Consider the following 23,715-nt stretch of genomic DNA (forward strand, 5'->3'; position numbering starts at 1 on the left):
TGTTCAGCCCCAACTAGCGTTGTAGAATGGAACACAGTCTAAGACCGCCACATCCTGTGGCAACGACTGCGTGACCCGCATCGTGCGGGCTTGAAACAAAAGCATATAAAAAGAAATCTACTATCTAAATTTACCGTAACCGCAAGACCAAAAACCTCACCCTCGTATTTACACGAAGGTGAGGTTTTCTCATTTTACAAGCCACCAAGATAAGCAGCTTTAACTTCTTCTGTTTCTTGCAGCTCTTTCGCTGTACCCGATAAAACAATGCGCCCTGTCTCAATAACATACGCACGATCTGCAACAGACAATGCCATATGCGCATTTTGCTCAACAAGAAGAATTGTTGTCCCTTCTTTATTGATTTCCCTAATAATACTAAAAATCGTTTTAACCATGAGCGGCGCAAGCCCCATTGAAGGCTCATCAAGCAATAATAGCTTTGGCTTTGCCATAATAGCACGCCCCATCGCTAACATTTGCTGCTCACCACCGGACAAAGTACCAGAAAGTTGTTTACGACGTTCTAGTAAACGTGGGAAAAGCTCAAATACACGCTGCAAATCTTTTGCGATACCATCCTTATCTTTACGTAAATAAGCACCTAGCTCTAGGTTTTCCTCAACTGTCATATTAGCAAATACACGGCGTCCTTCTGGAACATGTGAAATACCTGCCTTCACAATTGATTGTGCTTGTTTACCTGCAATAGAAGAACCTACATACTCGATTGTACCTTTCTTAGGCTTCAATAACCCCGATAAAGTTTTCAATAAAGTACTTTTACCCGCACCATTGGCACCGATTAATGTTACAACTTCACCTTCATTTACCTCTAAGGAGACGCCCTTTAATGCTTGGATATTGCCGTAAAATACATTGATGTCATTCACTTTAAGCATATTATTCCGTAACCTCCTCACCAAGGTAAGCTTCAATAACCTTTGGATTGTTGCGAATTTCTTCTGGAATACCATCTGCGATTAATTGGCCATGATCTAAAACATAAATTCGTTCACAAATACCCATTACTAATCCCATATCATGCTCGATTAATAAGATAGTTAAATCGAATCTCTTACGAATTAATGCAATCAATTCCATCAAGTCCTTAGTTTCTTGTGGATTCATACCTGCTGCTGGTTCATCAAGAAGTAGTAGCTTTGGACCTGCCGCTAATGCACGCGCAATTTCAAGACGGCGCTGCATCCCATAAGGTAAATTTTTCGCTAACTCGTCTTTATACTTATCCAGTCCAAAGATTTTCAAAAACTTAATTGACTCTTCTTCCATTTTTGCTTCACCAGAAAAGAAGCTTGGCAAGCGAAATACGGAACTGAAAATTGAGTGTTTCGCCAATGAATGGTTTGCTACTTTAACATTATCTAGTACAGATTGCTCTTTAAACAATCGTATATTTTGAAATGTACGACTGACACCACTTTTTGTGACTTGGTGAGGTGACATATTATTTGTCCGCTTGCCGTCAAATGTGATTTCACCTTCTGTTGGTTTATACACACCCGTTAGCATGTTAAAGCTCGTTGTTTTACCAGCACCATTTGGACCAATTAAACCAATCAATTCGCCCTGAAATAATTCTAGACTCAAACCTTGTACAGCCTTTAATCCACCGAACTGAATGCCGACATTTTCCACTTTCAGAAGAAGGTTATTTGTCATCTAGATTACCTCCTTTAGAACGTTTACCGAATTTAAAGTAGTCTGTAATTTCCTTCGTACCCATCAAACCCGATGGTCGATAAAGCATTACAATAATTAATACTAAACTATAAATTATCATACGAGTTTCCGGGAAATCTGTAAGATACATTGAGACCATTGTTAAAAGGACCGCTGCGATAATCGCTCCTGACAAACTTCCTAAACCACCTAAGACTACATAAATTAAAATATCAAAAGATTTTAAGAAACCAAATTGAGTCGGTTGAATAAGGAAGAATTGGTGAGAAAATAATCCTCCTGCAAGGCCTGCAAAGAATGACCCAAGTGCAAACGCTACAACTTTATAATAAGTTGTATTGATCCCCATTGCATCCGCTGCAATCTCGTCTTCGCGTACTGCAACACAAGCTCGCCCGTGTCTCGACTTAGTAAAGTTAGCAATCACCACTACCGTTAGCAGTAAACTGAAGAATGCATATGTCCAAGTTGTTAACTGGTTAATAGGCATACCAGCTGCTCCACCAACATAATCCGTATTCAAGAAAATAATACGAATAATCTCTGCAAATCCTAATGTTGCAATTGCTAAATAGTCACCTTTTAAACGTAGTGATGGAATACCAACAATTAATCCTGCTACAGACGCTACAATAGCACCAACTAATAATGCTGCGAAAAAAGGTAGATCAAACTTCATCGTACAAATTGCTGAAATATATGCACCGACTGCAAGGAAACCTGCATGTCCGATGGAAAATTGTCCTGTAATACCTATGACTAAATGCAAGCTAACCGCCAAAATAACATTTATTGACATTAAAATCAATAAATTAGAATAGTACTGATCTAGTTGACCACCAGTAATCATCCCTTGGATAACTGCATACACAATAATTGCCGCTACAAAATACATCCAAAACACTTTAGACTTTTTCATAAGCACCATTCACCTACACTTTCTCACGGGTGTTCTTACCAAAGATACCCGACGGTCTAAAGATCAATATTAAAATTAAAATTACGAATGCCGCTGCATCACGCCACAATGAGAAACCAATTGCGCTTACAACTGTTTCAACAACACCAAGCACCATTCCTCCGACCATTGCCCCTGGAATAATACCGATACCTCCAAGAACAGCTGCTACGAACGCTTTAACTCCTGGAATGACACCCATTAAAGGATCAATTTTTGTATAATAAACTCCGAAAATAACACCCGCGGCTCCAGCTAGCGCTGAACCAATTGCGAAAGTTGCAGAAATTGTATTATCTACGTTAATTCCCATCAATTTTGCTGCTTCGGCATCATGGGAAACAGCCCGCATTGCCTTACCAATTTTCGTTTTATGTACGATAAATTGTAAAATAAGCATTAAGCCTACAGATACAGATAAAATCATCAATGACTGCGAACTAATATTTGCTCCAAAGAAATTAAATGTTTTATTTGAAAGAACATCCGGGTAGGCTTCGGGCTGAGCACCTCGTATGAAAATCATTCCATATTCGATGAATAAAGAAACACCAATTGCGGTGATTAATGCTGCAATTCGTGTCGCATTCCGAAGTCGTTTATATGCAATACGTTCAACCAATACGCCAAATATTGCACAGGCTACCATTGCTATTAATAGAGCTGGGAAGAATCCTAATCCCCATCCAGAAATGGCATAGAATCCAATAAATGCACCAATCATAAACACATCACCATGTGCAAAGTTGATGAGTTTAATAATCCCGTATACCATCGTATAGCCTAAGGCGATGAGCGCATATATACTACCGAGTGAAATACCGTTTACTAACTGTTGCACCCATTCCATAAAATCTCACTCCTTCTAAACCTAATAAGAGATAAAAAAAACGAAAAAGGGGGACAGTGCCCCCCTTTAGCTAAAAAATTAAGGATTAACTTTAGAGTTGAACACTTGTTTTCCGTCTTTATATTCAAGAACTGTTGCTGTTTTCACTGGGTTGTGGTCTTTGTCAACTGAGAAATTACCTGTGATTAATGTTAAATTTTTAGTCGATGCTAATGCATCTTTAACTGCTTCACTGTCAGTAGAACCTGCACGTTCGATTGCATCTTTTATCCAATACACTGAATCATAGCCTAATGCATTGAATGCATCCGGTGCTTTATCACTATTTGCTGTTTTGAATGCTTTTACGAAATCTTGAATTTTAACATCTGGATCTTCAGAAGAGTAGTGATTTGTGATGTAAGTATTGTTTAGAGCTTTTGCTCCTGCAAGGTCCACAAGTTTAGGAGAGTCCCAGCCGTCAGCACCCATTAAAGGAACTTCAATACCTAATTCACGTGCTTGCTTTACGATTAAACCAACTTCCTCATAGTAACCAGGGATGAAGACGAAATCTGGTTTCGCTGATTTTACACGAGTTAATGTAGAACGGAAATCTGTATCTTTCGCTACATAAGCTTCTTTAGCTACAACTTTACCACCGTTATCTTCGATTACTTTTTCAAATGCAGATGCGAGACCTTTCGCGTAATCACTCGCATTATCTGCATAGATTGCTACTTTTTTAGCTTTTAACTCATTTAAAGCAAAGTGAGCTGCAATCTGGCCTTGGAATGGATCAATGAAACAAGTGCGGAATGCATACTCATTAAGTTTTCCAGCTTCGTTAATTGTAATGTTTGGTGCAGTACCTGAAGGTGATACAACTGGCATTTTTTGTTGATTTGCAATTTGTACAGTTGCTACAGTAGCACCTGAAACTGCAGGTCCGATTTGCGCTACAACTTTTTCTTTAGTAGCTAATTTAATTGCTGCAGTTGTTGCTTCAGCAGCATCTGATTTGTTGTCAATTTTAACTGGTACGATTTTTTTACCATCAATACCGCCAGCATCGTTGATTTCCTTAATTGCTAGGTCAGCCCCCGTTGCAATAGACGAACCGTAAGATGCTACACTACCTGATAGCTCTAAGTTCATACCTATTTTAATTTCGTTGCTGTCTTTACCTCCACTACTACTACCACCTGATTCTTCCCCTTTGCTACCGCAACCTGCTAAAGCACCCACGATTAGTGAAGAAGCTAAGAATACTGAGGCAAATCTTTTTAGTTTGTTTTTTGCTATCATATGAATCCCCCTTAGATACAATACTTTGTTTTTTGATATTTCTGATAATTATAAACAATTAAGTCGCTATAAGCAATATAGTTATATAAATTTAATAGATTATCAGTTTCCAACTATTTTCGAAGCACACTCAATATATTAAAACATTCTGTTAATTCCGTCTAGAGTAATTTTTCAGTTAATTTAAAATATCCTTATATATTATGTTAGTATTATTAATTTACACTATTTTTATACTATTTTTCTATTATAAATAGTATATTTATGTCCTTTCATAAAATTGAAAAAACTCGTGAAATGTTTAGATTCACGAGCTTTCTTTTTAAATACCAATTATTTTCTTTTTTCAATAACTTCCCTGACCAAAAGGTAAAATAATCAGAAACAATTGTTAAAAAATACCTTTTTAACTCCTTATAAATACCTAAATGATAAAATTCGTTCATTTGGATTGTGAGTGGATAATTCTTTAATTAATATTTCATCCTGTAATTCAAAATTTGTTTCGTACTGTAAAAATTGCACATAATCCAATGATGGATAGTATAAAATAACATGGATTTGACGAGGTACTTCTTCTATTGACTGTAGTATATTATTAATTACCTTACGAAAAATTTGAATAGAAAATGGATTGAAAAAGAAAAATACATTATCTTCATGCTTAACTATATAATCTTGTGCTAACACACATTGAAAATCGATAGAAGCACTCTTCATTCTAAATTTCTTCGTATATTGTGTTTTATTCATTAAAGCACTATCGTAAAAAGTTGGATTCATTTCAACTCCAACAACTTGTGTTTGAAAACGATGATGTATATAAAAAGGGACACGCCCTTTGCCACACCCCATATCGACTACATGATCCGTACTGGCAAGCTGATATGTATCAAAAAATTGCTCCAGCGCTACATATGGCGTTGGTTCATAACGATGATAATGAGCCAATGTCGGATAGCCAAACTCATCTCCTACCGTTTGTATATGTAGAAATTTATCATATTGTTGTTCATTCATATTCATAACACCTCTCTTTTAATATTAAATATTTTACAGTTAAAAATTCCGATTATATATGGATCATCTCTTATGATGAACTCGCAATTTAATAATAGTTTAACGGAAAGAAAAAGGTGAATAGAATGGCTCGCATAAAAAATAAAGTATCAATTATTACTGGTAGTGGCACAGGAATTGGCTATGCTAGAGCTCGATCCACTAATTTAAAGCTGAAAGTACTCATTTAAAATCTGTATCAATCAATTTATGTTTTAACGACAAAATACCAAATACCTTTTAAGCTAGCTGTTTTTTATTTTCATTACTTTATGCTTGATCGATCATAGCGTAAAATCGTATTTAAATTGATTATCCAATTGCAGTATAAGCTCGGTACTTTGTGCACGGAGTCTATACTTTCGTGCAGAGAACTGCTGATTCTGAGTACCGGCTGAATCCTTACACGGGTTCAACTTGAGTTTACTCTCACAACAGGGATTTTTCCACAAAATATCAAAAGGTTGCCCTTAATCGTTGTGGTATACGATCAATTGGACAACCTTTTTTTCTAAATATAAGTTGGATGAGTTGCACTGCCAGCACGATCATCAAGCTTCATAACTTGCCGAAGCTTACTTCGCAAAAGGGGGTAATCCATTTGCGAGATGGCACTTTGCGACCTTTCACACTAAATTCGTCTTGGCATCTCATATCTCTTACCCCTTTTCAAATCTTATTCATCACTAGTTAATGTGTTTTCGATATTATAATCTTCATATAAAGAAGACAACCATGTTGAGTAATTTGTTTTTATTTTTTCATTCGTTAAAGCTGTTTTCACTTCGGGTTTGGAGTCTTTATAAGTAGCCTCTTTCGCTTCTTTTTTCCCGGTTACTTTAATGATGTGGTAGCCGTTATCTGTTTTGATTGGTTTACTGACTTCATCGATTTCCATAGAGAAAGCTGCTTCTTCAAATTTCCCGTCCACTTCACCTTTACCAAAATAGTTTAAGTTACCCCCATCTGTGGCACTGGCAGTATCAGTTGAATATTCTTCAGCTAAAGCTGCAAAGTCATCGCCGTTTTTTATTTTCTTCTCTACCTCTTTTGCTGTATCTTCATCCTCAACTAAAATATGACTAGCTTGTACCTGCTCTGCTTGAGAAAAGGTATCTTTGTTTTCTTTAAAGTATGCTTTTAACTCTTCTTCTGTAATATCAATCGTTGGTTCAATCAATTTCGTCGTTGTTAAATACGTTTTGATATTGTTTTTGGCATCTTGCAAAGTCATACTGTTAGATTCTAGAGCTGTTTTAAATGCACCTTCACCGCCGTAAGACTGTTGTAAGTTATCGAGCCCAACTTGAATCTCTTCATCTGATATTGTGACTTTTTGTTTCTTGGCTTCTAGTTCGATTACCTTGTTTGAGATCAATGTACTCAGTACGTCTGTACCGTATTGTGAAACCAGTTCTTTATTTAACTCTGATTGAGTAATTTTCACGTCGTTTATTTTTGCGACGTAATCATCTGCTCTCGTTGATGTTGCATAGTAAGCAATAGCTGCAATAAGTACTACTAGTAGAATCCCAATGAAAAGTATAAGGCGTTTTCCTAATTCCTTTTTGTTTTGTGGCGCTGCATTCAACATTCATCTCTTCCTTCCTTTACTCTTTATAAAACCTACTATATAGAGTCGATGTGTCAGTTAAATGTCGAGATTGATTTTTTAGAGGAACTGAAAAATCCAGTTCGCTATTGAGGGCGAATTGGATTTTTGGAGTTCACGATTATATAGTTGCCTTTGGAACCATTAATTCGAATATTGTTCCTCGCTCTGAGCTTTCTACAAGCTGTAGATCACCCTGCATAGATTGAGCCATCATTTTACTAAGTGGTAAGCCGAGACCTAAGCCACGTACTTCGTATTTCTTATTCTCTCCTCGATAGAAGCGTTCAAAAATTAAATCTTGTTCTTCTTCTGAAATACCGTATCCACTATCAGATACTGTAATTACAACGGCTTCCTGCGTTTCATAAAGCTTAACGCTGATTTCCCCTTGCCCTTTTACCGCTTGCTTAGCATTTGTAAATAAATTCGTGAAAATCTGTTGAAAGCGAATCGCATCAATCTTCACTCGCACTTGCTCTTTTAAAGTAGTAAGTACCAGTTGAATATCTTCTGTATCTTGCATAAGCTCCCATTGCTTTACCGTTTCTTTTACCAGCTGATTGATCTCTAGCTCTTCAAATTTTACTGGGATAGCGTTTACAGCAAATGAGTTGAATGCTAGTAAATCGCCAACCATCGTTCTTAATTTAGCTGTTTCATTTATCGCCATTTTCACAAATTCGCGGGCCTCATCATCCGAAACGACGCCATCTTGAATGGCTTGTAAGAGACCGCTAATCGACGTTACTGGTGTTTTCAATTCATGTGTCACGCCTGCTAATAATTCTGTTCTCATAGACTCAAGTTGTTCTAAGCGAATCGCCATCTCCTTAAAAGAATGAACAAGCTCATACACTTCTTCTTCCTTTAAGTTTTCGGGAAGTTGAATATTATAATCGCCTTGCTGTACTTGTTTCGCTGCAGCAGCTACCTCTTTAATAGGAGTAGCTAATCTTCTAGATAAGAAATAAATTGCCCCTAAACCGAGCAAAGCTAAACTTCCTATCATAATTGCTAGCTGACCATATTCTTGATTTAAATGTGTCAGGCGCTCTTTAGATTCAATAATGACAACCCAGCCAACTTGTTTATCAGCAATTTCAATTTTCTTCTTCACTGCATAATAATCTTTTGGTATTCCTTCATAGGTAAATCGCTGGACCTCATCTTCGGAAGATAAAATATTAGCTTGTATCTTTTGCTCCAACGGCTCTTTTGAACGATTACTTGAAATGAGTATCTTTTGCTCCAACGGCCCTTTTGGACGATTACTTGAAATGAGTATCTTTTGCTCCAACGACCCTTTTGGACGATTACTTGAAAGGATTTTGCCATTTGTATCTACTATATAAATGACCGGATTAATATCCATATTCATAAAGCGCTCGCGCTCTCTGAAAAGACCAGGGTTATCGTCTTTTGGAATCCCGACATCTGCATTATCTGAAATGCGATTGGTCGTTTCCTCAGCCATGAACTCAATCATATCCAAACGATATGTAAGCATTGTATGGCGTAGCCAAAGTGCAGATATACATGCCACAATCGTTAGCCCTATACAGAGAGTAAGCAAATAACGCGTCGTCCAATAACGTGTTAAGGATACCCTTTTCTTGTTATGGCCTTTGAACACTTAACTGATACCCCAATCCACGAAGTGTCTTTATTTCTCCTTCTTCAGCTGGCCACTGTTGGAGTGCCTTACGTAATCTTTTAATTGCTAAATCGACTGCCCGATCACTACCGTCATATTCCCAACCCCATACATACTCAATTAGCTGATTTCTTGTAAATGTTTGGTTTGGATGCTCTGCTAAAAACATTAACACAGATAAATCACGTGGTGTTAAATCTATTTCTTCATTATTCACATATACTTCATGCGATCGTAAGTTAATTTCTAAGCTACCAAATTGTCTCTTAGGCCCTGTATCACCCTGTGTTCTTCTTAAAACAGCTTTCACACGTGCAACAACTTCTTCTGCTATGAATGGCTTTGTAATATAATCGTCAGCACCTCCATTTAAGCCTTCTAGACGATAATTTACGTCACCTAAAGCAGTTAGCATAATAACTGGGCAGGTACTAGATTGTCTAATTTCCTTTAAAATCTCCCAGCCATTTTCTCCTGGTAACATAACATCTAATAACACGAGATTAGGGTTACATCCATGGAATTTCTTGATTGCATCAGAACCGGTAAAAGCCTGCTCTGTTTGAAAATTCACCTTTTGTAAATATGCCTTCAGTACTTGGCTAATCGCAAATTCGTCCTCTACAATGAGTACTTTATCCATATAAACCCCTCCAACTCGCCATTACATTTAATTTTCACATATTATAACATTTCAATACGTCAACTAGATGTCAAACAGACCTTCCAACGCTTAGCTAAAAAAATTTTTCCAAATCAAAAAAACTCCACTAACATTGTCGTTAGTGGAGTCCTTAATATATAGAGCTAGAGCTTGTTCTGTTTGTAATAGAAATTATTATTTATTTTACTGATTCTTCTGGTGTGTCAAAATAGTTTGCCGCTTTCTCGTAATCGAAGCGACCTTCCCATTTAGACATTACAACTGTAGCTAGAGAGTTACCAACTACATTTACAACTGTACGAGCCATATCAAGAATACGGTCGATACCAGCGATAAATGCTAGACCTTCAGGTGGAATTCCTACTGAACCAAGAGTTGCTAATAATACAACAAATGATACACCTGGTACGCCTGCAATACCTTTAGAAGTAACCATTAATACAAGCAATAATGTAATTTGGTCCAGAATACTTAAATCAATACCATACATTTGCGCAATGAAAATCGCCGCAATAGCTTGGTATAGCGTAGAACCATCTAAGTTAAATGAATATCCAGTTGGTACTACAAAAGATACTACATCCTTTGGACTACCGAATTTCTCCATTTTTTGCATCACTTTTGGTAATACAGTTTCAGAACTTGACGTAGAGAAAGCTAAGATCAATTCATCTTTTAATACTCTAATTAAACGGAAGATATTAATACCAACCATTTTTGCAATCAGACCCAAAACCACAACGATAAAGAATATCATTGCTAAATAGACTAAAATCGCTAATTTCCCTAAAGGAATTAATGACTCTAAACCGAATTTTGAAACGGTTATCCCAATTAATGCGAATACACCAAGTGGAGCAAATTTCATAACTGTGTTTGTTACCCAGAACATAGCGTCCGCTGTTCCTTGGAAGAAAGCAAGAACTGGTTTCCCTCTCTCACCAATAGAAGCTACACCAAGACCAAATAATACAGAGAAGAAGATTACTGCTAACATATTTGTATTAGCCATAGCAGAAATAATATTCGTTGGTACAATACTTACGATTGTATCAGCGAAACCATGACTTTGTACTTCTTCAGTTGTATTTAGATATTGAGAAATATCACCTTTAGTAATAGCACTCATATCCACACCAACACCAGGTTGGAATACGTTCGCAGCCAATAAACCGATTACAATTGCAATTGTTGTTACGACTTCAAAGTAAATAAGCGTTTTCACACCTAATTTACCAAGCTGTTTCATGTCACCTGTTCCAGCAACACCTAAAATCAATGTAGAAACAATGATCGGTACAACAATCATTTTGATCATATTCAAGAAGATTGTACCAATTGGTTGTAAATATTCTTCAACTTTTGGATTATCGTAGAAAATTGCACCTACTGCAATACCTAAAACAAGCCCGATCAATATTTGAATAGCTAAACTAATTTTAAATTTTTTCTTCATCAATAAGTCACCCCTTTGTCCTGTTCTTCTTTTTACAGAAAAAGCCTTATTCATATTCTAACTACGACTTATCAAATCCGACAAAATCCGACAATACTATTTATTATTTTTTAAAACGCGAAATTTATACTATCATTTGCTTTTATTTTTTTATTTAGGTGGGTGATGATATTTTTCTAAAGATTCCACATAAAGTACTTGTAAAAATTTTTTAACGTTTACCTTTAGCTTCCTCGGCATTTTAGAATCATCTTGAATTGAACGCATACACGTGCGAATTTCTGAGAACTCGAAATAACGAGGTGCATAATATTCAAATTCCGGATTCGTATAATCAACGACACCTAATGTCGCTAAATTATTCATGGCAGCTAATATTGTTCTACGAACACGCTGCTCAATAGCCTTACATTCCTTCATAATTTCCACGCCGTTTGTCTTTGTTTCAGATGCAAGCTCTTCATATAAATCCTTTAAGGCCGGCAATTGCATGGATGGTTTACTTCGATTTATTAGATGCTCCATTAAAGATAAAATATCATCACTACCCACTTCACCGACGATACCCATATCATTTAAAATTGACAACACAACATCCCTCACAGTACGATGTGTCTCCTCTTTCGTCGTCTCCTCAAAATTCACTAACGACTCCCGGATTGTGAGAAGTGACCGTTTTAACAAGAAGCGCTCCGCTGTTTTCTTCAAAACATTTTGCACTTCCATACGATTAATTGGTTTATGGATAAAAAACTCCACATCCTTCTCATACGCTTGTCCAACCATTTCCTTATTGACGACTTGTGAAATCATCACAAAGTGTCCTTTAAAACCTTGCTTTTTTAACTGATCAATCGTTTCAATACCATCTAAATGTGGCATTAGGAAATCAATCAGCACAAAATCAGGATGACTTGATAACACAAGTGGCAATGCACTTTCTCCGCTGTCCGCCTCACCAATTATTACCCCTAAGTCACCTTCAATAATAATTTGCTTGAGCATTCTTCGACTTGCTGCATCGTCATCTACTATAAAATAACGCAGTATTATTCAACTCTCTTTCGAATATTCTTCGTTGGTATTTCTATATGGAAAATCAAGCCGCTCTCAAATTTTTTAACAGAAATATCACCTTCAAGTGTTTGTACAATTTCGCGCACATGAGACAAACCAATCCCGGTTGCCGCAACACCATGCTTATTATATTTGGTCGTAAAGCCAGGCTCGAATATAATATCGAAATCCTCTTTAGGGACGCCTTTGCCCGAGTCACTTACTATAAAGCATGTCACGTCTACTGTATCAAACAGCTCGATTGAAATCTCACCATGATCGCCTATTGCCTCCACCGCATTTGCTACTAGATTATTGAGCATAGCTAATAAAGGAATTTGTTGATTCGTTTCAAAGTCAGTCGAGGCATTCACATTGAATGCAATATGTTTACCTAATAACTCACTATATTTAGTATTCGCCGTCGTGACGAAATCAAGTAGGTTCGATAAATAATACACATCATTCGTTTTTTGCAGCGTGATATTCGATAGACCCGAGAATATACGCTGTGCATCCTTCTTCACTTCATGAATTTCCTGGGCAATATTCAAAGCTTTCACACTTAGCTCTCTTTGCTCAATGTCCTTCAATTTACGATAAAGGTCATAACTAGACGCTGTGATTTTCTCGATATGATTCATAGATTTTTGCAAATATAACGTTTCGACATATAGGCCGGAGTCGACTGTTAGTTTTTCCTCTAACTGTTTATGCTTTTCCGTTAAAACGACAGAGCTATACAATCCAATAACGAAAAAGCTCCGCAATAAAGCAACCGCACTTAATATCCACCAATCATATAAGCCAATACTAGCTTCTGTTATTAAATAATAACGAATGATATGTTCTGCACTATTCCCTAAGAGTTCGAGTAGCGCCGCATAAACACCTAAGCGTAACGGGCTTTCTTGATATTGCCCTACACGCAATAAACGAAAACCATAAACAAAAACAAAATAATATATAAAGGCAGGTGAATGTAGTTTCAAGCTTTCCGCTAAATCACCTAGATTAAACGCCACATCAACAGTCACACGGAAAATAACAACTGTCAAACCGGTCATAATCCCAGTTCGTATAATAGTAACAGGTGTGCGAACTAAAATAAGTAAAAGGAACGTAATACTCCCTAAACCAAATCGAAAATTCTCTCCATTAAAAGGCGTCACTTTAATTTCACTACTAATGGCGGTCAAAATGGCGATCAGGATAACCCATAACAGCTCAGACTTTCTCCATCTAACACTTAAATTATTCATAAAACTCTCCTATATAAATAGCCATCAGAAATATATATGTCTAAAAATCTCTATATTATTTTTAAATTTTAACTACTAAGTCATTTTACCATTGTTCGATTTACAAGGAAAAACATTTACTGGCTTTTCTTATTCACTCGATATTGTAGTTTAAGCATCAAACTCAAAAGGCTTTTATATACATCCTATAACGACTTAAGTTGTTTGCCGTACAACATTTTAATCTACAGAATTTCCCCTTAAATAATCGCAATGTCTCTTACCAAACTGATTAACCTACTATTAATTCCCTAAATACACTTGTAATAATTCCTTAATTGGTATAATATTCTATACTAACAAAACATATAAACTAACTCGCTTTTGTAATCTAGAGTATTAAAGCGATATTTATCTTCGTTCTAGTTACTCAACTTAGAGAAAGAAGGCTGCTTATGAATTTAGACTGGTCTTATATGATTGATCAAATACCTTTGTATAAGAAAGCATTAATTCTTACTATTAAATTAGCTTTTTGGGGGATATTACTATCCACTATCATCGGGTTAATATGTAGTATTATTCAATATTCCAAAGTAAAGGTTTTACGCAATATTGTACAAGGGTATATCGAACTTTCAAGAAATACACCATTATTAATTCAACTATTTTTCCTTTATTACGGTTTACCGAAAATGGGCATCACCATTGAAGCAGAACTGTGTGCGATTATAGGGCTTGCCTTTCTAGGTGGAAGCTATATGACCGAAGCATTGCGTGCTGGTATTGAAGCCGTTCCTGTAACCCAAATTGAAACAGCGAAAGCAATTGGCCTAAGTAATAGTCAGTTGATACGCTATATTTTATTACCTCAAGCTGTGACCTCCAGTGTTCCTGCTCTCGGTGCCAACTGCATATTTCTTTTAAAAGAAACATCAATATTCAGTGGAATTGCCATTCTAGAGTTAACGAACACTACAAAGGATTTAATCGGCATGTTCTATAAAACAAATGAGTCCTTATTAATGTTAGTAATTGGCTATCTCATTATTCTTCTACCAATGTCACTTCTCTTGTCTTGGTTAGAAAGGAGAGTCCGCCATGCTGAATTCGGGTATTAACGTATTATTTGAAGGTATCAATATGCAACGCTTACTAATGGGGCTTCTCGTGACTGCAAGAGTTGCTGTCTTTTCTATTATTATTGGCTGTACATTAGGAACCATCATTGGTGTTATTCGAACATCTAAATCTAAAATTATTAAAATGGTTTTCCGCATATATTTAGAGCTTTTTAGAATTATCCCTATATTAGTTTGGCTATTCGTTTTCTATTTCGTATTACCAGCGGATTTCAATATTAACCTAGATGCAGAAATCGTTTCAATTATCGTCTTTAGTCTCTGGGGAGCTGCTGAAATGAGTGACATCGTCCGTGGTGCTCTTATTTCTTTACCAAAACATCAAGTTGAATCTGGTAAAGCTATAGGCTTAAATACGATTCAACTATATTGGTATATTTTGATTCCTCAATCCCTTAAGCGAACACTACCGTCCGCTATTAACCTAGCGACAAGAATGATTAAAACAACAGCATTACTCGTTATGATTGGCGTCATTGAGGTCGTCAAAGTTGGTCAACAAATTATTGAACATGCCAACTTAAAAAATCCAACAGCCTCCTTTTGGGTTTATGGATTCATCTTCTTTTTGTATTTCATCATGTGTTATCCATTATCTAAACTGTCACAACGACTCGAACGTAAGTGGGCTTCTTGAGGAGGAATTGTAAATGAGTGAGGCAACACCTTTACTACAAGTGAAGAAATTAGTAAAAAAGTACAACAATAAAACCATTTTAAATGGCATTGACTTAACAGTAGACAAAGGAAAAGTAATTGTCATCTTAGGCCCATCAGGTTGTGGGAAAAGCACATTGTTACGTTGTTTAAATGGCCTGGAAGATATACAAGATGGCTCTATCCTTTTTGCAGGTCAAGAGCTTATAGATCCTAAGGTTTCTTGGCAAAAAATAAGACAACAAATAGGAATGGTATTCCAAAGCTACGATCTATTTCCGAATATGACTGTACTTGAAAATGTTCTACTAGGTCCTATTAAAGTACAGAAAAGAGACAGAGCTGAAGCATTAGCACAAGCGCGTGAGCTACTACAACGCGTTGATTTAGCTGATCGCGAAAATGACTATCCAAGACAATTATCCGGTGGTCAAAAGCAGCGTATTGCAATTGTGCGTGCACTTTGTATGAATCCTGAAATCATGCTATTTGATGAAGTCACAGCCTCACTTGACCCTGAAATGGTACGTGAAGTATTGAATGTGATTTTACAACTAGCTTCACAAGGGATGACGATGGTAATTGTTACACACGAAATGAACTTTGCTCGCTCAGTAGCCGATGAAATTATTTTTTTAGATAACGGGAATATTTGTGAAGCGGGTCATCCAGAAGATTTCTTTAACAATCCTCAAACAGATCGTGCGAAGCAATTTCTAAATATATTACAATTCTAAACACCATAGGAGGAAATAGAAGATGACAAAAAAATTCTTCAAGAACGTATTTGCACTTATTACTCTATCCATTTTAGTTTTGGCGTTAACAGCTTGCGGGAATGATAATTCATCAGAGGATAAAGGAAAAACATCTTCAATTGACGCTATTAAAGAACGTGGAAAAGTCCGTATCGCTGTCTTCAGTGACAAACCACCATTTGGCTACATCGACGAAAACGGCAAAAATCAAGGTTATGACATTTTACTAGCTAAGCGTATTGCTAAAGATTTATTAGGTGATGAATCTAAAGTGGAATTCATCTTAACAGAAGCACAAAACCGTGTAGACGTTTTGAAATCCGATAAAGTTGATATTACATTAGCTAATTTCACAGTAACTCCAGAACGTTCTGAACAAGTTGACTTTGCAAATCCCTACATGAAAGTGGCCATTGGTGTTGCTTCACCTAAAAAAGCCGCTATTTCTGATATACAACAATTAGATGGCAAAAAACTATTAATCAATAAAGGTACAACTGCTGAAACATATTTCGCCAAAAATTACGCGGATATTGAGCAAGTGAAATACGACCAAAACACTGAAACTTTCGAAGCGTTAAAAGATGGTCGTGGCGCTGCTCTTGCACACGACAACACATTGCTTTACGCATGGGTAAAAGAAAACCCCGACTACGTTGTTGACATCAAATCTATTGGTGACCTTGACTACATTGCACCGGCAGTGAAAAAGGGCAACAAAGAATTACTCGATTGGCTAAACGAGGAATTAGAAACACTAGGTAAAGAACAATTCTTCCATAAAGCATTTGATGAAGTTTTGAGACCTGTATACGGTGAGAATGTACAAGCTGACGACGTTGTAGTTGAAGGTAAATCTAAATAACCGGCTATTGCCCTCTTGCTATTTAAAGGCGATATACGTACCCACTCATATATAAGAAATCCTTCATTTCTTATATAAAAACCCGATTAAGCAGCCATTTTTATGCGCTGTCTTTATCGGGTTTATCTTTTGCCTAAATTTAGATTACTTTTTTATAAATAACTACAATCTATTATTTTAGTCATGGTGCTGTTTAAGAAGTTTTAACATATTTTAACCGTCTATCATTTTCGCAATTAATTGTCGATTTCGTTTTTTAAATAACTCATTATGCGAAGATACCATACCAAAGCCATTTGCCTCTGGTTCAATATATTTCTTCGCCTTATTTACTGCGTTAGCTGCATCTTGAAATGCACCCGCGATTAAATTAACCTTGCCATCATATTTCACGATATCACCAGCTGCATATAAACCTGCTACTGAAGATTCACCACAAGAGTTACTTTCAATATAAAAATTATCTGCCATATCAATATCAACTTCACTATTTTCAAGTAAAGATGTGTCTTGATCATAACCATGATTAATGATGACTTCATCAATTTCTAAATATTCTACTTCATGATTTTGATGATTTGTTAACTCGATTTTCTCAATTATTTCTCGATTTTTACTTGCTACTAATTTTGTAATGGATGTGTTAAAAAAAGATGTAACCGAGCTTCCTAACAATTGATTCACTTGAGATTCATGGCCATTTAACTGATCCTTACGATAGGTTAAGTACACCTTTTTAGCAATTGGCTCTAATTCATTTGCCCAGTCGATAGCTGAATTTCCACCACCAGAAATGATAACCGTTTTGTCTTTGAAGCGTTGAATTGATTTTACTGTGTAATTTAAATTGGACACTTCAAATCGCTCTGCTCCTTCAATTTGAATTTTCGTTGGATTTAAAATGCCACTTCCTACTGCAACTATTATAGTTTTAGAATAGTGTTTATTTCCTGAAGCAGTTGTTAATTCGAAGTGGCTGTTTGCATTTTTCTCAATGGATTCTACTTTCTCATTTAACACAACGGTTGGATTGAATGTTAACCCTTGCTCCACTAATTGTTCAATTAGTTGCCCTCCAGATATTGGTTTATGGCCACCTACATCCCATATCATTTTCTCAGGATAGACATGTAATTTACCGCCTAAATAAGGTTGGAACTCAATAATTTTTGTTTTCATCTCACGTAATCCACTATAAAAAGTCGAATATAACCCTGCTGGTCCTCCACCGATTACAGTGACATCAAATAACTCTATTTCTTCCATATTATATAACTCCTATTTATATTCTAATTTATTTATATTTTCCAATATTTTTATCATTTTTAAAAAATATTTGACAATCAATATCATTCGCTTTATATTTAAGCATGCAGAATGATATTGAAATTCATTCTCAATTGTAAACTATTAATTTTATTTTGTAAACGGAGGTTAGTCATATCATGGTTCGCCTATATACAGATGACTTAAGCATTGGTTATGGTGACCGTTTAATTGTCAAAGGATTGAGTATATCAATTCCTGATAAGAAAATCACAACGATTATCGGCGCAAATGGTTGTGGTAAATCTACGCTTTTGAAAACAATGACTCGTATTATTTCTCAGCAATCAGGCGCAGTCCTGCTAGATGGTGAAAATATTGCTAAGCAAAACACGAAGGACTTAGCGAGTAAAATGGCCATTCTCCCTCAAACACCAGAGAGTGTTAGTGGGTTAACCGTTGGAGAGCTCGTATCCTATGGTCGTTTCCCTTATCAAAAAGGACTTGGTCGACTAACAAAAGAGGATTATGACGTCATTGAATGGGCACTTGATGTAACAGGAACTACTGAATTCAAATATCGCTCTGTTGACGCATTATCGGGCGGTCAAAGGCAACGTGTTTGGATTGCAATGGCACTTGCACAAGAAACAGAAATCATTTTTCTTGATGAACCAACAACATATTTAGATTTGGCTCATCAACTAGAAGTTCTCAGCCTTTTACAAAAGTTAAACAAAGAACAAGAACGTACAATCATCATGGTATTACATGATTTAAATCAGGCAGCACGTTTTGCCGATTATATTATTGCATTAAAAGATGGAGAAATCGTGAAAGCTGGCAATTGTGAGGATGTCATTACAGCTGATGTACTCGAAAAAGTATTCGCGATTGATGCCCATATCGGAATAGACCCTAGAACAAACAAACCTATGTGTGTCACATATGATTTATTAGAAGGAGCAAACAAATGAAAAAATTATTTTTACCATTCTTATTATTATTCGTTCTAATCATTGCCGCTTGTGGCAATAAAGCTGAGGATACTTCAGCAGATAAAAACAATGAGCCAACGACGATTACATATGAATCTGAGAATGGTCCAGTAGAAGTGCCAGCCAACCCACAAAAAGTAATAGTATTAGGTTCTTTTGCAGGTAACGTAATGGCACTTGATGTACCCCTTGTAGGTGTTGACTCTTGGGCAAAAATGAATCCTCGCTTTGATTCTACTTTAAAAGACGTTGAAGAAGTAACAGATGAAGATATAGAGAAAATTATAGAGCTTGAACCAGACTTAATCATTGGTCTTTCAACTGCTAAAAACATTGATAAACTAAAAGAAATTGCTCCAACAGTAACATTTACTTATGGCAAAGTAGACTATCTTACACAACATTTAGAAATTGGCAAATTATTAAATAAAGAAAAAGAAGCAAAAGCATGGGTTGCCGACTTTAAAGAACGTGCTGCTACTGCAGGTGATGAAATCCGTGCAAAAATCGGGGAAGATACAACAGTTTCTGTCATTGAAAATTTCAATAAAGACCTATATGTATACGGCGATCACTGGGGCCGCGGAACAGAAATTTTATATCAAGAAATGAAATTAAAAATGCCTAAAAAAGTAGAAGAGTCAGTCTTAAAAGACGGCTACTATGCTTTATCTCAAGAAGTCTTACCTGATTATGCTGGTGACTATGTTATCTTAAGTAAATTCTCAGATGGTGATACTTCATTCCAAAAAACGAAAACATATAAAAACATTCCTGCTGTTAAAAATGGTCAGGTATATGAAGCAAATGCTAGTGAATTCTATTTCAATGATCCGCTAACTCTAGAATATCAATTAGACTTCTTCAAAGACCATTTCTTAGGAAAATAAGCATCACTAATTTTAAAATAGGAATGATGATTAACTATGACAAAAGAAAAACAACAATCCATACCGTTTGTTATTAAATTCATAGTAGGAATTATCGTTCTGATCTGTATATTTACAGTAGCTATGGTATTCGGTGCTGCAAATACTTCTGTAAGAGAAGTATGGCTAGCTATTACTTCAGATTCAGCGAGTGATACCATTACGATGATTCGAGAAATCCGTTTACCAAGGGAGGTCGGCGCCATTTTTGTTGGTGCCGCCCTTTCTGTTGCGGGTGCTATTATGCAAGGCATGACACGCAATCCATTAGCAGATCCTGGATTACTTGGACTAACTGCTGGAGCAAATGCCGCTCTAGCCATCACCTTTGCTCTTCTACCATCCATAAACTATTTTGGTATTATGATTGCTTGTTTCATAGGTGCCGCAATTGGGGCTGTTTTAGTATTTGGAATCGGCATGTTAAAAAGAGGTGGATTTTCTCCACTGCGAATGGTGTTAACCGGAACTGCAGTCTCTGCATTCCTTTATGCAATAGCTGACGGGGTATCCTTATACTTTAAAATTTCAAAAAACGTTTCTATGTGGACGGCTGGGGGCCTTGTCGGCACTGCATGGAGTCAGCTACAGCTAATTACACCTATTATTATTGTAGGTCTAATTGTAGCGCTGCTTCTCTCAAGACAGCTCACCTTACTAAGTTTAAGTGAAGAAGTAGCAGTTGGCTTAGGACAAAATACAATGCGTGTAAAAATCATTTTATTTTTCATCATTATCATTTTAGTTGGAACATCAGTGGCACTTGTAGGGAATATGGCCTTCATCGGTTTAATGGTACCTCACATCGTGCGTGCCATTGTCGGTACGGATTATCGTCTCGTTATTCCTATGTCAGCAATCACAGGGGCTTCCTTTATGCTGTTAGCTGATACAGTTGGGCGTACAATTAACGCACCTTATGAAACGCCTATTGCTGCTATTATTGCTGTTTTAGGACTACCGTTCTTTTTAATCATTGTTCGTAGAGGGGGCAAAGTATTCTCATGATTGCACCTTATTTGATTAGAAGACAAAGGATAATCATATTTGTACTATGTGCTTTAATTATGGCTACATTTATTATAGGTTTAGGCATGGGCGCATCTTCTGTTACATTCGACCGCATCATTCCTACCCTTCTTGGTAACGGTACTTTTAAAGAAGAGTTTGTACTCTTTTCAATCCGATTACCTCGTATTCTTATAACAGTTTTAGCGGGTATGGCGCTTGCCTTATCTGGTTCTATTTTACAAAGTATTACACGCAATGACTTAGCAGATCCAGGGATAATCGGGATTAATGCTGGCGCTGGAGTTGGCGTAGCTATTTTCTTTTTATTTTTCCCTGTTGATGTTGGAACGTTTGTCTATGCGTTGCCTGCAGTGGCTTTTTTAGGCGCTTTACTAACTGCGGGGTTAATATATGCTTTCTCTTATAGCAAAAAAGAGGGGCTACAACCGGTACGTTTAGTATTAGTTGGGATTGGCTTTTCCATGGCGCTTTCTGGTGTAATGATCGTCCTTATTTCATCAGCGGAGCGCACGAAAGTTGACTTTATCGCCAAATGGCTTGCGGGTAATATTTGGGGAACTGACTGGCCTTTTGTTTGGGCAATTTTACCTTGGCTTGCACTACTTATTCCATTTACTTTATTTAAAGCGAATAAGCTGAACTTGCTAAACTTAAGTGAACCTGTTGCAATTGGAGTTGGTGTATCGCTTGAAAAAGAGCGTATTGTTCTCCTTTTGACTGCTGTTGCATTAGCTGCATCTGCAGTTTCAGTAACTGGTGGTATTGCCTTCATTGGCCTTTTGTCACCTCATATTGCAAAAGCATTAGTAGGTCCGAGAAATCAACTATTCATACCGGTCGCCATCTTAACGGGCGGTTGGCTATTACTGCTTGCAGACACTATAGGTCGCAATGTTCTAAGCTCAAGTAGCATTCCAGCAGGCATTATCGTATCACTAATTGGCGCCCCGTACTTCATATACCTGCTGTTTAAGAAGTAAACTTAAATTTAAAAACCCTGAATACTCCCGCTTTTAATTTATTGGGTGCGGTTAGTTAAATTAAAGTCCAACTAATCAGCATCCATGAAACTAAATAAACTATTTACTGCCCATCTACTTGGTTATCGTGCAAGTGTACTCTATGATGATTATTCTTTATAAAAGAGACAAAAGGAGTATAGTGAATTTCTATACTCCTTTACTTATATTTGAATCTATTTTTTATAAAAATCAAAATGATATGGTGCCTGAGCATCTCCTATATAATTTCTAGCATCATATTTGAAATTTAATTTTATTCGAGTACTATTATCAAACCACGTAGGCGAACCACTAACTAAAAAGTTAATTGCCCTATGTCCTCCCGGTTTAATTGTTATAGAATTAACCATCCGACATTTATTTCCTTTTAATTTTATTAAAATCAATTTTCTATCGTATGAATAGTAATCAAACTAGCCAAATATTACTTTCTCTAACTAATTTCTCTGATTCTCGGATAATATGGAGTTGGAAAGATATAAGAGGGTGCAGATTATTCACAAGCGTCAATTCCTTGCGCTTACCGTTGCAATTTTAATATATTTTTATTAATAACAATTACTTTTTCCTGGGAACTTCTTGTCCATTTTCTTAGCACAATCCATCTGAATCATAACCATTGTTGCAACAACTCCAGCCAAATTAGAGCGTACACCTAGTGCTAATAATTTTTTAGCTGCAAAAGTAAATTCTTTATCAAAAATCGCATTCGCTATTGTAGAAACTACTGTTACTGGACCATAAGCTGCTTTTAATCCTTCAGATATACACTTGTTACTAGCTGATAAATATTCAGGTTTATCTTTCATTAAATACCATCCGCAACCTACTGCTCTAGGTGCAATTTTTGGAACTTTAGTAGAGTTTAATTCATTCTTATCAACAAATACATCCGCATCTTCCATCTGCTGAATAATTTCTTCATAACCTTCATGGTCTTTCAATTCGTTTTCAAAAATCTCTTTATCATATCCAAGTGTATATCCTTTTTCATCAGTAACTATTCCTTTTTCAAAAATTAAATTTAAAGATATCGCAAGTAAAGCAACCTCTTCTGAAACATTTTCATTTTCTAAAGCTTTAGTTGTTCCAGCAAAAACACTAAAAAATGAAAGCATGACAATAGAAACCACCATACTTAATTTAAATAGCATATTATTAGCAAATTTCATCATTTATTCCTCCTTGTGTCACTTTCAAAATCAACATTTATTGTTTATTTAGCAATTTTTTATATATAGAAAATTGTTATTAAAACAAAAAAATTATTTTTTTGTTTTTCTTTCCTTCATTAACATGTTTAAAAAAACAAAAAGTCCAGTAAAAAATAAAGCAAAAATTATATTTGTAATTAGATTTAAATCTTCCCTAGTATTAAAAAGTAAAATAAATATACAAACAAAATAAACAACAATAGCTATTACTTTTCTTAAATTATCCAAAAAAAATTTTTTTATTTTATTCATTAAAAATAATCACCTCTTAAGTTATAACAACTATAA

General features: G+C 36.0%; 23 protein-coding genes. 8 read left to right on the forward strand and 15 right to left on the reverse strand.

What is annotated here, in order from left to right:
• Positions 1-194: 194 nt before the first annotated feature.
• The 12 genes from JFL43_RS17630 to JFL43_RS17685 form a co-directional block, all read right to left on the reverse strand.
• Positions 195-902, reverse strand: coding sequence for an ABC transporter ATP-binding protein (locus JFL43_RS17630; RefSeq protein ID WP_100795281.1), 708 nt, complete (start codon positions 900-902; stop codon positions 195-197).
• A gap of 1 nt (position 903) precedes the next feature.
• Positions 904-1,683, reverse strand: a complete 780-nt coding sequence (locus tag JFL43_RS17635) for an ABC transporter ATP-binding protein (RefSeq protein ID WP_200750048.1) — start codon at positions 1,681-1,683, stop codon at positions 904-906.
• Positions 1,673-2,623, reverse strand: a complete 951-nt coding sequence (locus JFL43_RS17640; protein ID WP_100795283.1) for a branched-chain amino acid ABC transporter permease — start codon at positions 2,621-2,623, stop codon at positions 1,673-1,675. The genes JFL43_RS17635 and JFL43_RS17640 overlap by 11 nt, the downstream gene beginning before the upstream one ends.
• A gap of 13 nt (positions 2,624-2,636) precedes the next feature.
• On the reverse strand, positions 2,637-3,512 hold the full coding sequence (locus JFL43_RS17645; RefSeq protein WP_100795284.1) for a branched-chain amino acid ABC transporter permease: 876 nt from the start codon (positions 3,510-3,512) through the stop codon (positions 2,637-2,639).
• 78 nt (positions 3,513-3,590) lie between these two features.
• Positions 3,591-4,799 carry an ABC transporter substrate-binding protein gene (locus JFL43_RS17650; protein WP_200750049.1) on the reverse strand — a complete coding sequence of 403 codons (1,209 nt, stop codon included), beginning with the start codon at positions 4,797-4,799 and terminating at the stop codon, positions 3,591-3,593.
• Between the two features lie 414 nt (positions 4,800-5,213).
• Complete coding sequence (locus JFL43_RS17655) at positions 5,214-5,819, reverse strand: class I SAM-dependent methyltransferase (protein WP_200750050.1); 606 nt, start codon at positions 5,817-5,819, stop codon at positions 5,214-5,216.
• 715 nt (positions 5,820-6,534) lie between these two features.
• Positions 6,535-7,452 (reverse strand): peptidylprolyl isomerase, encoded by a 918-nt coding sequence (locus JFL43_RS17660; protein WP_200750051.1) that lies wholly within the window; start codon positions 7,450-7,452, stop codon positions 6,535-6,537.
• Positions 7,453-7,591: 139 nt separating this feature from the next.
• A complete protein-coding gene (locus JFL43_RS17665) occupies positions 7,592-9,106 on the reverse strand; it encodes a HAMP domain-containing sensor histidine kinase (RefSeq protein ID WP_200750052.1) in 1,515 nt (504 codons plus the stop codon).
• Positions 9,090-9,770 (reverse strand): response regulator transcription factor, encoded by a 681-nt coding sequence (locus tag JFL43_RS17670; protein ID WP_200750053.1) that lies wholly within the window; start codon positions 9,768-9,770, stop codon positions 9,090-9,092. The genes JFL43_RS17665 and JFL43_RS17670 overlap by 17 nt, the downstream gene beginning before the upstream one ends.
• A 199-nt stretch (positions 9,771-9,969) precedes the next feature.
• A complete protein-coding gene (locus JFL43_RS17675; RefSeq protein WP_200750054.1) occupies positions 9,970-11,247 on the reverse strand; it encodes a cation:dicarboxylate symporter family transporter in 1,278 nt (425 codons plus the stop codon).
• A 150-nt stretch (positions 11,248-11,397) separates the two neighbouring features.
• Complete coding sequence (locus JFL43_RS17680) at positions 11,398-12,294, reverse strand: response regulator (RefSeq protein WP_200750098.1); 897 nt, start codon at positions 12,292-12,294, stop codon at positions 11,398-11,400.
• Positions 12,295-12,296: 2 nt separating this feature from the next.
• Positions 12,297-13,565 carry an ATP-binding protein gene (locus JFL43_RS17685; RefSeq protein WP_200750055.1) on the reverse strand — a complete coding sequence of 423 codons (1,269 nt, stop codon included), beginning with the start codon at positions 13,563-13,565 and terminating at the stop codon, positions 12,297-12,299.
• A 434-nt stretch (positions 13,566-13,999) separates the two neighbouring features.
• On the opposite strand from JFL43_RS17685, the gene JFL43_RS17690 reads away from it, so the two are divergent.
• Genes JFL43_RS17690 through JFL43_RS17705 form a run of 4 tightly spaced genes read left to right on the forward strand, consistent with a single transcriptional unit; the run spans position 14,000 to position 16,966 of the window.
• A complete protein-coding gene (locus tag JFL43_RS17690; RefSeq protein ID WP_200750056.1) occupies positions 14,000-14,665 on the forward strand; it encodes an amino acid ABC transporter permease in 666 nt (221 codons plus the stop codon).
• Complete coding sequence (locus JFL43_RS17695; protein WP_200750057.1) at positions 14,646-15,323, forward strand: amino acid ABC transporter permease; 678 nt, start codon at positions 14,646-14,648, stop codon at positions 15,321-15,323. The genes JFL43_RS17690 and JFL43_RS17695 overlap by 20 nt, the downstream gene beginning before the upstream one ends.
• Before the next feature lie 13 nt (positions 15,324-15,336).
• Positions 15,337-16,080 (forward strand): amino acid ABC transporter ATP-binding protein, encoded by a 744-nt coding sequence (locus JFL43_RS17700; protein WP_200750058.1) that lies wholly within the window; start codon positions 15,337-15,339, stop codon positions 16,078-16,080.
• Between the two features lie 22 nt (positions 16,081-16,102).
• Positions 16,103-16,966 carry a cysteine ABC transporter substrate-binding protein gene (locus tag JFL43_RS17705; protein ID WP_200750059.1) on the forward strand — a complete coding sequence of 288 codons (864 nt, stop codon included), beginning with the start codon at positions 16,103-16,105 and terminating at the stop codon, positions 16,964-16,966.
• Positions 16,967-17,179: 213 nt separating this feature from the next.
• Here the strand turns inward: JFL43_RS17705 and JFL43_RS17710 are convergent, their stop codons facing one another.
• Positions 17,180-18,232 carry an NAD(P)/FAD-dependent oxidoreductase gene (locus tag JFL43_RS17710; RefSeq protein ID WP_200750060.1) on the reverse strand — a complete coding sequence of 351 codons (1,053 nt, stop codon included), beginning with the start codon at positions 18,230-18,232 and terminating at the stop codon, positions 17,180-17,182.
• 179 nt (positions 18,233-18,411) lie between these two features.
• On the opposite strand from JFL43_RS17710, the gene JFL43_RS17715 reads away from it, so the two are divergent.
• The 4 genes from JFL43_RS17715 to JFL43_RS17730 are packed head-to-tail and all read left to right on the forward strand — an operon-like array spanning position 18,412 to position 22,171.
• A complete protein-coding gene (locus JFL43_RS17715) occupies positions 18,412-19,209 on the forward strand; it encodes an ABC transporter ATP-binding protein (RefSeq protein ID WP_200750061.1) in 798 nt (265 codons plus the stop codon).
• Complete coding sequence (locus tag JFL43_RS17720) at positions 19,206-20,120, forward strand: iron-hydroxamate ABC transporter substrate-binding protein (protein WP_200750062.1); 915 nt, start codon at positions 19,206-19,208, stop codon at positions 20,118-20,120. The genes JFL43_RS17715 and JFL43_RS17720 overlap by 4 nt, the downstream gene beginning before the upstream one ends.
• A gap of 36 nt (positions 20,121-20,156) precedes the next feature.
• Positions 20,157-21,167 carry a FecCD family ABC transporter permease gene (locus tag JFL43_RS17725; RefSeq protein WP_200750063.1) on the forward strand — a complete coding sequence of 337 codons (1,011 nt, stop codon included), beginning with the start codon at positions 20,157-20,159 and terminating at the stop codon, positions 21,165-21,167.
• Positions 21,164-22,171, forward strand: a complete 1,008-nt coding sequence (locus tag JFL43_RS17730) for a FecCD family ABC transporter permease (protein WP_100795307.1) — start codon at positions 21,164-21,166, stop codon at positions 22,169-22,171. The genes JFL43_RS17725 and JFL43_RS17730 overlap by 4 nt, the downstream gene beginning before the upstream one ends.
• Before the next feature lie 590 nt (positions 22,172-22,761).
• On the opposite strand, the gene JFL43_RS17735 is transcribed toward JFL43_RS17730, so the two are convergent.
• Together JFL43_RS17735 and JFL43_RS17740 are read right to left on the reverse strand one after the other, a co-directional pair.
• Positions 22,762-23,388: a hypothetical protein gene (locus tag JFL43_RS17735; RefSeq protein ID WP_200750064.1), complete on the reverse strand. Its 627-nt coding sequence runs from the start codon at positions 23,386-23,388 to the stop codon at positions 22,762-22,764.
• Between the two features lie 90 nt (positions 23,389-23,478).
• Complete coding sequence (locus JFL43_RS17740) at positions 23,479-23,679, reverse strand: hypothetical protein (protein ID WP_200750065.1); 201 nt, start codon at positions 23,677-23,679, stop codon at positions 23,479-23,481.
• Between the last annotated feature and the right edge of the window lie 36 nt (positions 23,680-23,715).

The sequence above is a fragment of the Viridibacillus soli genome, assembly GCF_016612995.1.
Classification (GTDB): Bacteria; Bacillota; Bacilli; order Bacillales_A; family Planococcaceae; genus Viridibacillus; species Viridibacillus soli.

What these genes read in the sequence shown, in the direction of transcription:
- JFL43_RS17695 (WP_200750057.1), top strand. Translation starts at nt 14,646, where the DNA reads ATGCTGAATTCGGGTATTAACGTATTATTTGAAGGTATCAATATGCAA.
- JFL43_RS17670 (WP_200750053.1), bottom strand. Translation starts at nt 9,770, where the DNA reads ATGGATAAAGTACTCATTGTAGAGGACGAATTTGCGATTAGCCAAGTA.
- JFL43_RS17710 (WP_200750060.1), bottom strand. Translation starts at nt 18,232, where the DNA reads ATGGAAGAAATAGAGTTATTTGATGTCACTGTAATCGGTGGAGGACCA.
- JFL43_RS17630 (WP_100795281.1), bottom strand. Translation starts at nt 902, where the DNA reads ATGCTTAAAGTGAATGACATCAATGTATTTTACGGCAATATCCAAGCA.
- JFL43_RS17655 (WP_200750050.1), bottom strand. Translation starts at nt 5,819, where the DNA reads ATGAATGAACAACAATATGATAAATTTCTACATATACAAACGGTAGGA.
- JFL43_RS17715 (WP_200750061.1), top strand. Translation starts at nt 18,412, where the DNA reads ATGGTTCGCCTATATACAGATGACTTAAGCATTGGTTATGGTGACCGT.
- JFL43_RS17645 (WP_100795284.1), bottom strand. Translation starts at nt 3,512, where the DNA reads ATGGAATGGGTGCAACAGTTAGTAAACGGTATTTCACTCGGTAGTATA.
- JFL43_RS17690 (WP_200750056.1), top strand. Translation starts at nt 14,000, where the DNA reads ATGAATTTAGACTGGTCTTATATGATTGATCAAATACCTTTGTATAAG.
- JFL43_RS17735 (WP_200750064.1), bottom strand. Translation starts at nt 23,388, where the DNA reads ATGATGAAATTTGCTAATAATATGCTATTTAAATTAAGTATGGTGGTT.
- JFL43_RS17685 (WP_200750055.1), bottom strand. Translation starts at nt 13,565, where the DNA reads ATGAATAATTTAAGTGTTAGATGGAGAAAGTCTGAGCTGTTATGGGTT.
- JFL43_RS17730 (WP_100795307.1), top strand. Translation starts at nt 21,164, where the DNA reads ATGATTGCACCTTATTTGATTAGAAGACAAAGGATAATCATATTTGTA.
- JFL43_RS17635 (WP_200750048.1), bottom strand. Translation starts at nt 1,683, where the DNA reads ATGACAAATAACCTTCTTCTGAAAGTGGAAAATGTCGGCATTCAGTTC.
- JFL43_RS17740 (WP_200750065.1), bottom strand. Translation starts at nt 23,679, where the DNA reads ATGAATAAAATAAAAAAATTTTTTTTGGATAATTTAAGAAAAGTAATA.
- JFL43_RS17725 (WP_200750063.1), top strand. Translation starts at nt 20,157, where the DNA reads ATGACAAAAGAAAAACAACAATCCATACCGTTTGTTATTAAATTCATA.
- JFL43_RS17650 (WP_200750049.1), bottom strand. Translation starts at nt 4,799, where the DNA reads ATGATAGCAAAAAACAAACTAAAAAGATTTGCCTCAGTATTCTTAGCT.
- JFL43_RS17705 (WP_200750059.1), top strand. Translation starts at nt 16,103, where the DNA reads ATGACAAAAAAATTCTTCAAGAACGTATTTGCACTTATTACTCTATCC.
- JFL43_RS17675 (WP_200750054.1), bottom strand. Translation starts at nt 11,247, where the DNA reads ATGAAGAAAAAATTTAAAATTAGTTTAGCTATTCAAATATTGATCGGG.
- JFL43_RS17640 (WP_100795283.1), bottom strand. Translation starts at nt 2,623, where the DNA reads ATGAAAAAGTCTAAAGTGTTTTGGATGTATTTTGTAGCGGCAATTATT.
- JFL43_RS17720 (WP_200750062.1), top strand. Translation starts at nt 19,206, where the DNA reads ATGAAAAAATTATTTTTACCATTCTTATTATTATTCGTTCTAATCATT.
- JFL43_RS17700 (WP_200750058.1), top strand. Translation starts at nt 15,337, where the DNA reads ATGAGTGAGGCAACACCTTTACTACAAGTGAAGAAATTAGTAAAAAAG.
- JFL43_RS17660 (WP_200750051.1), bottom strand. Translation starts at nt 7,452, where the DNA reads ATGTTGAATGCAGCGCCACAAAACAAAAAGGAATTAGGAAAACGCCTT.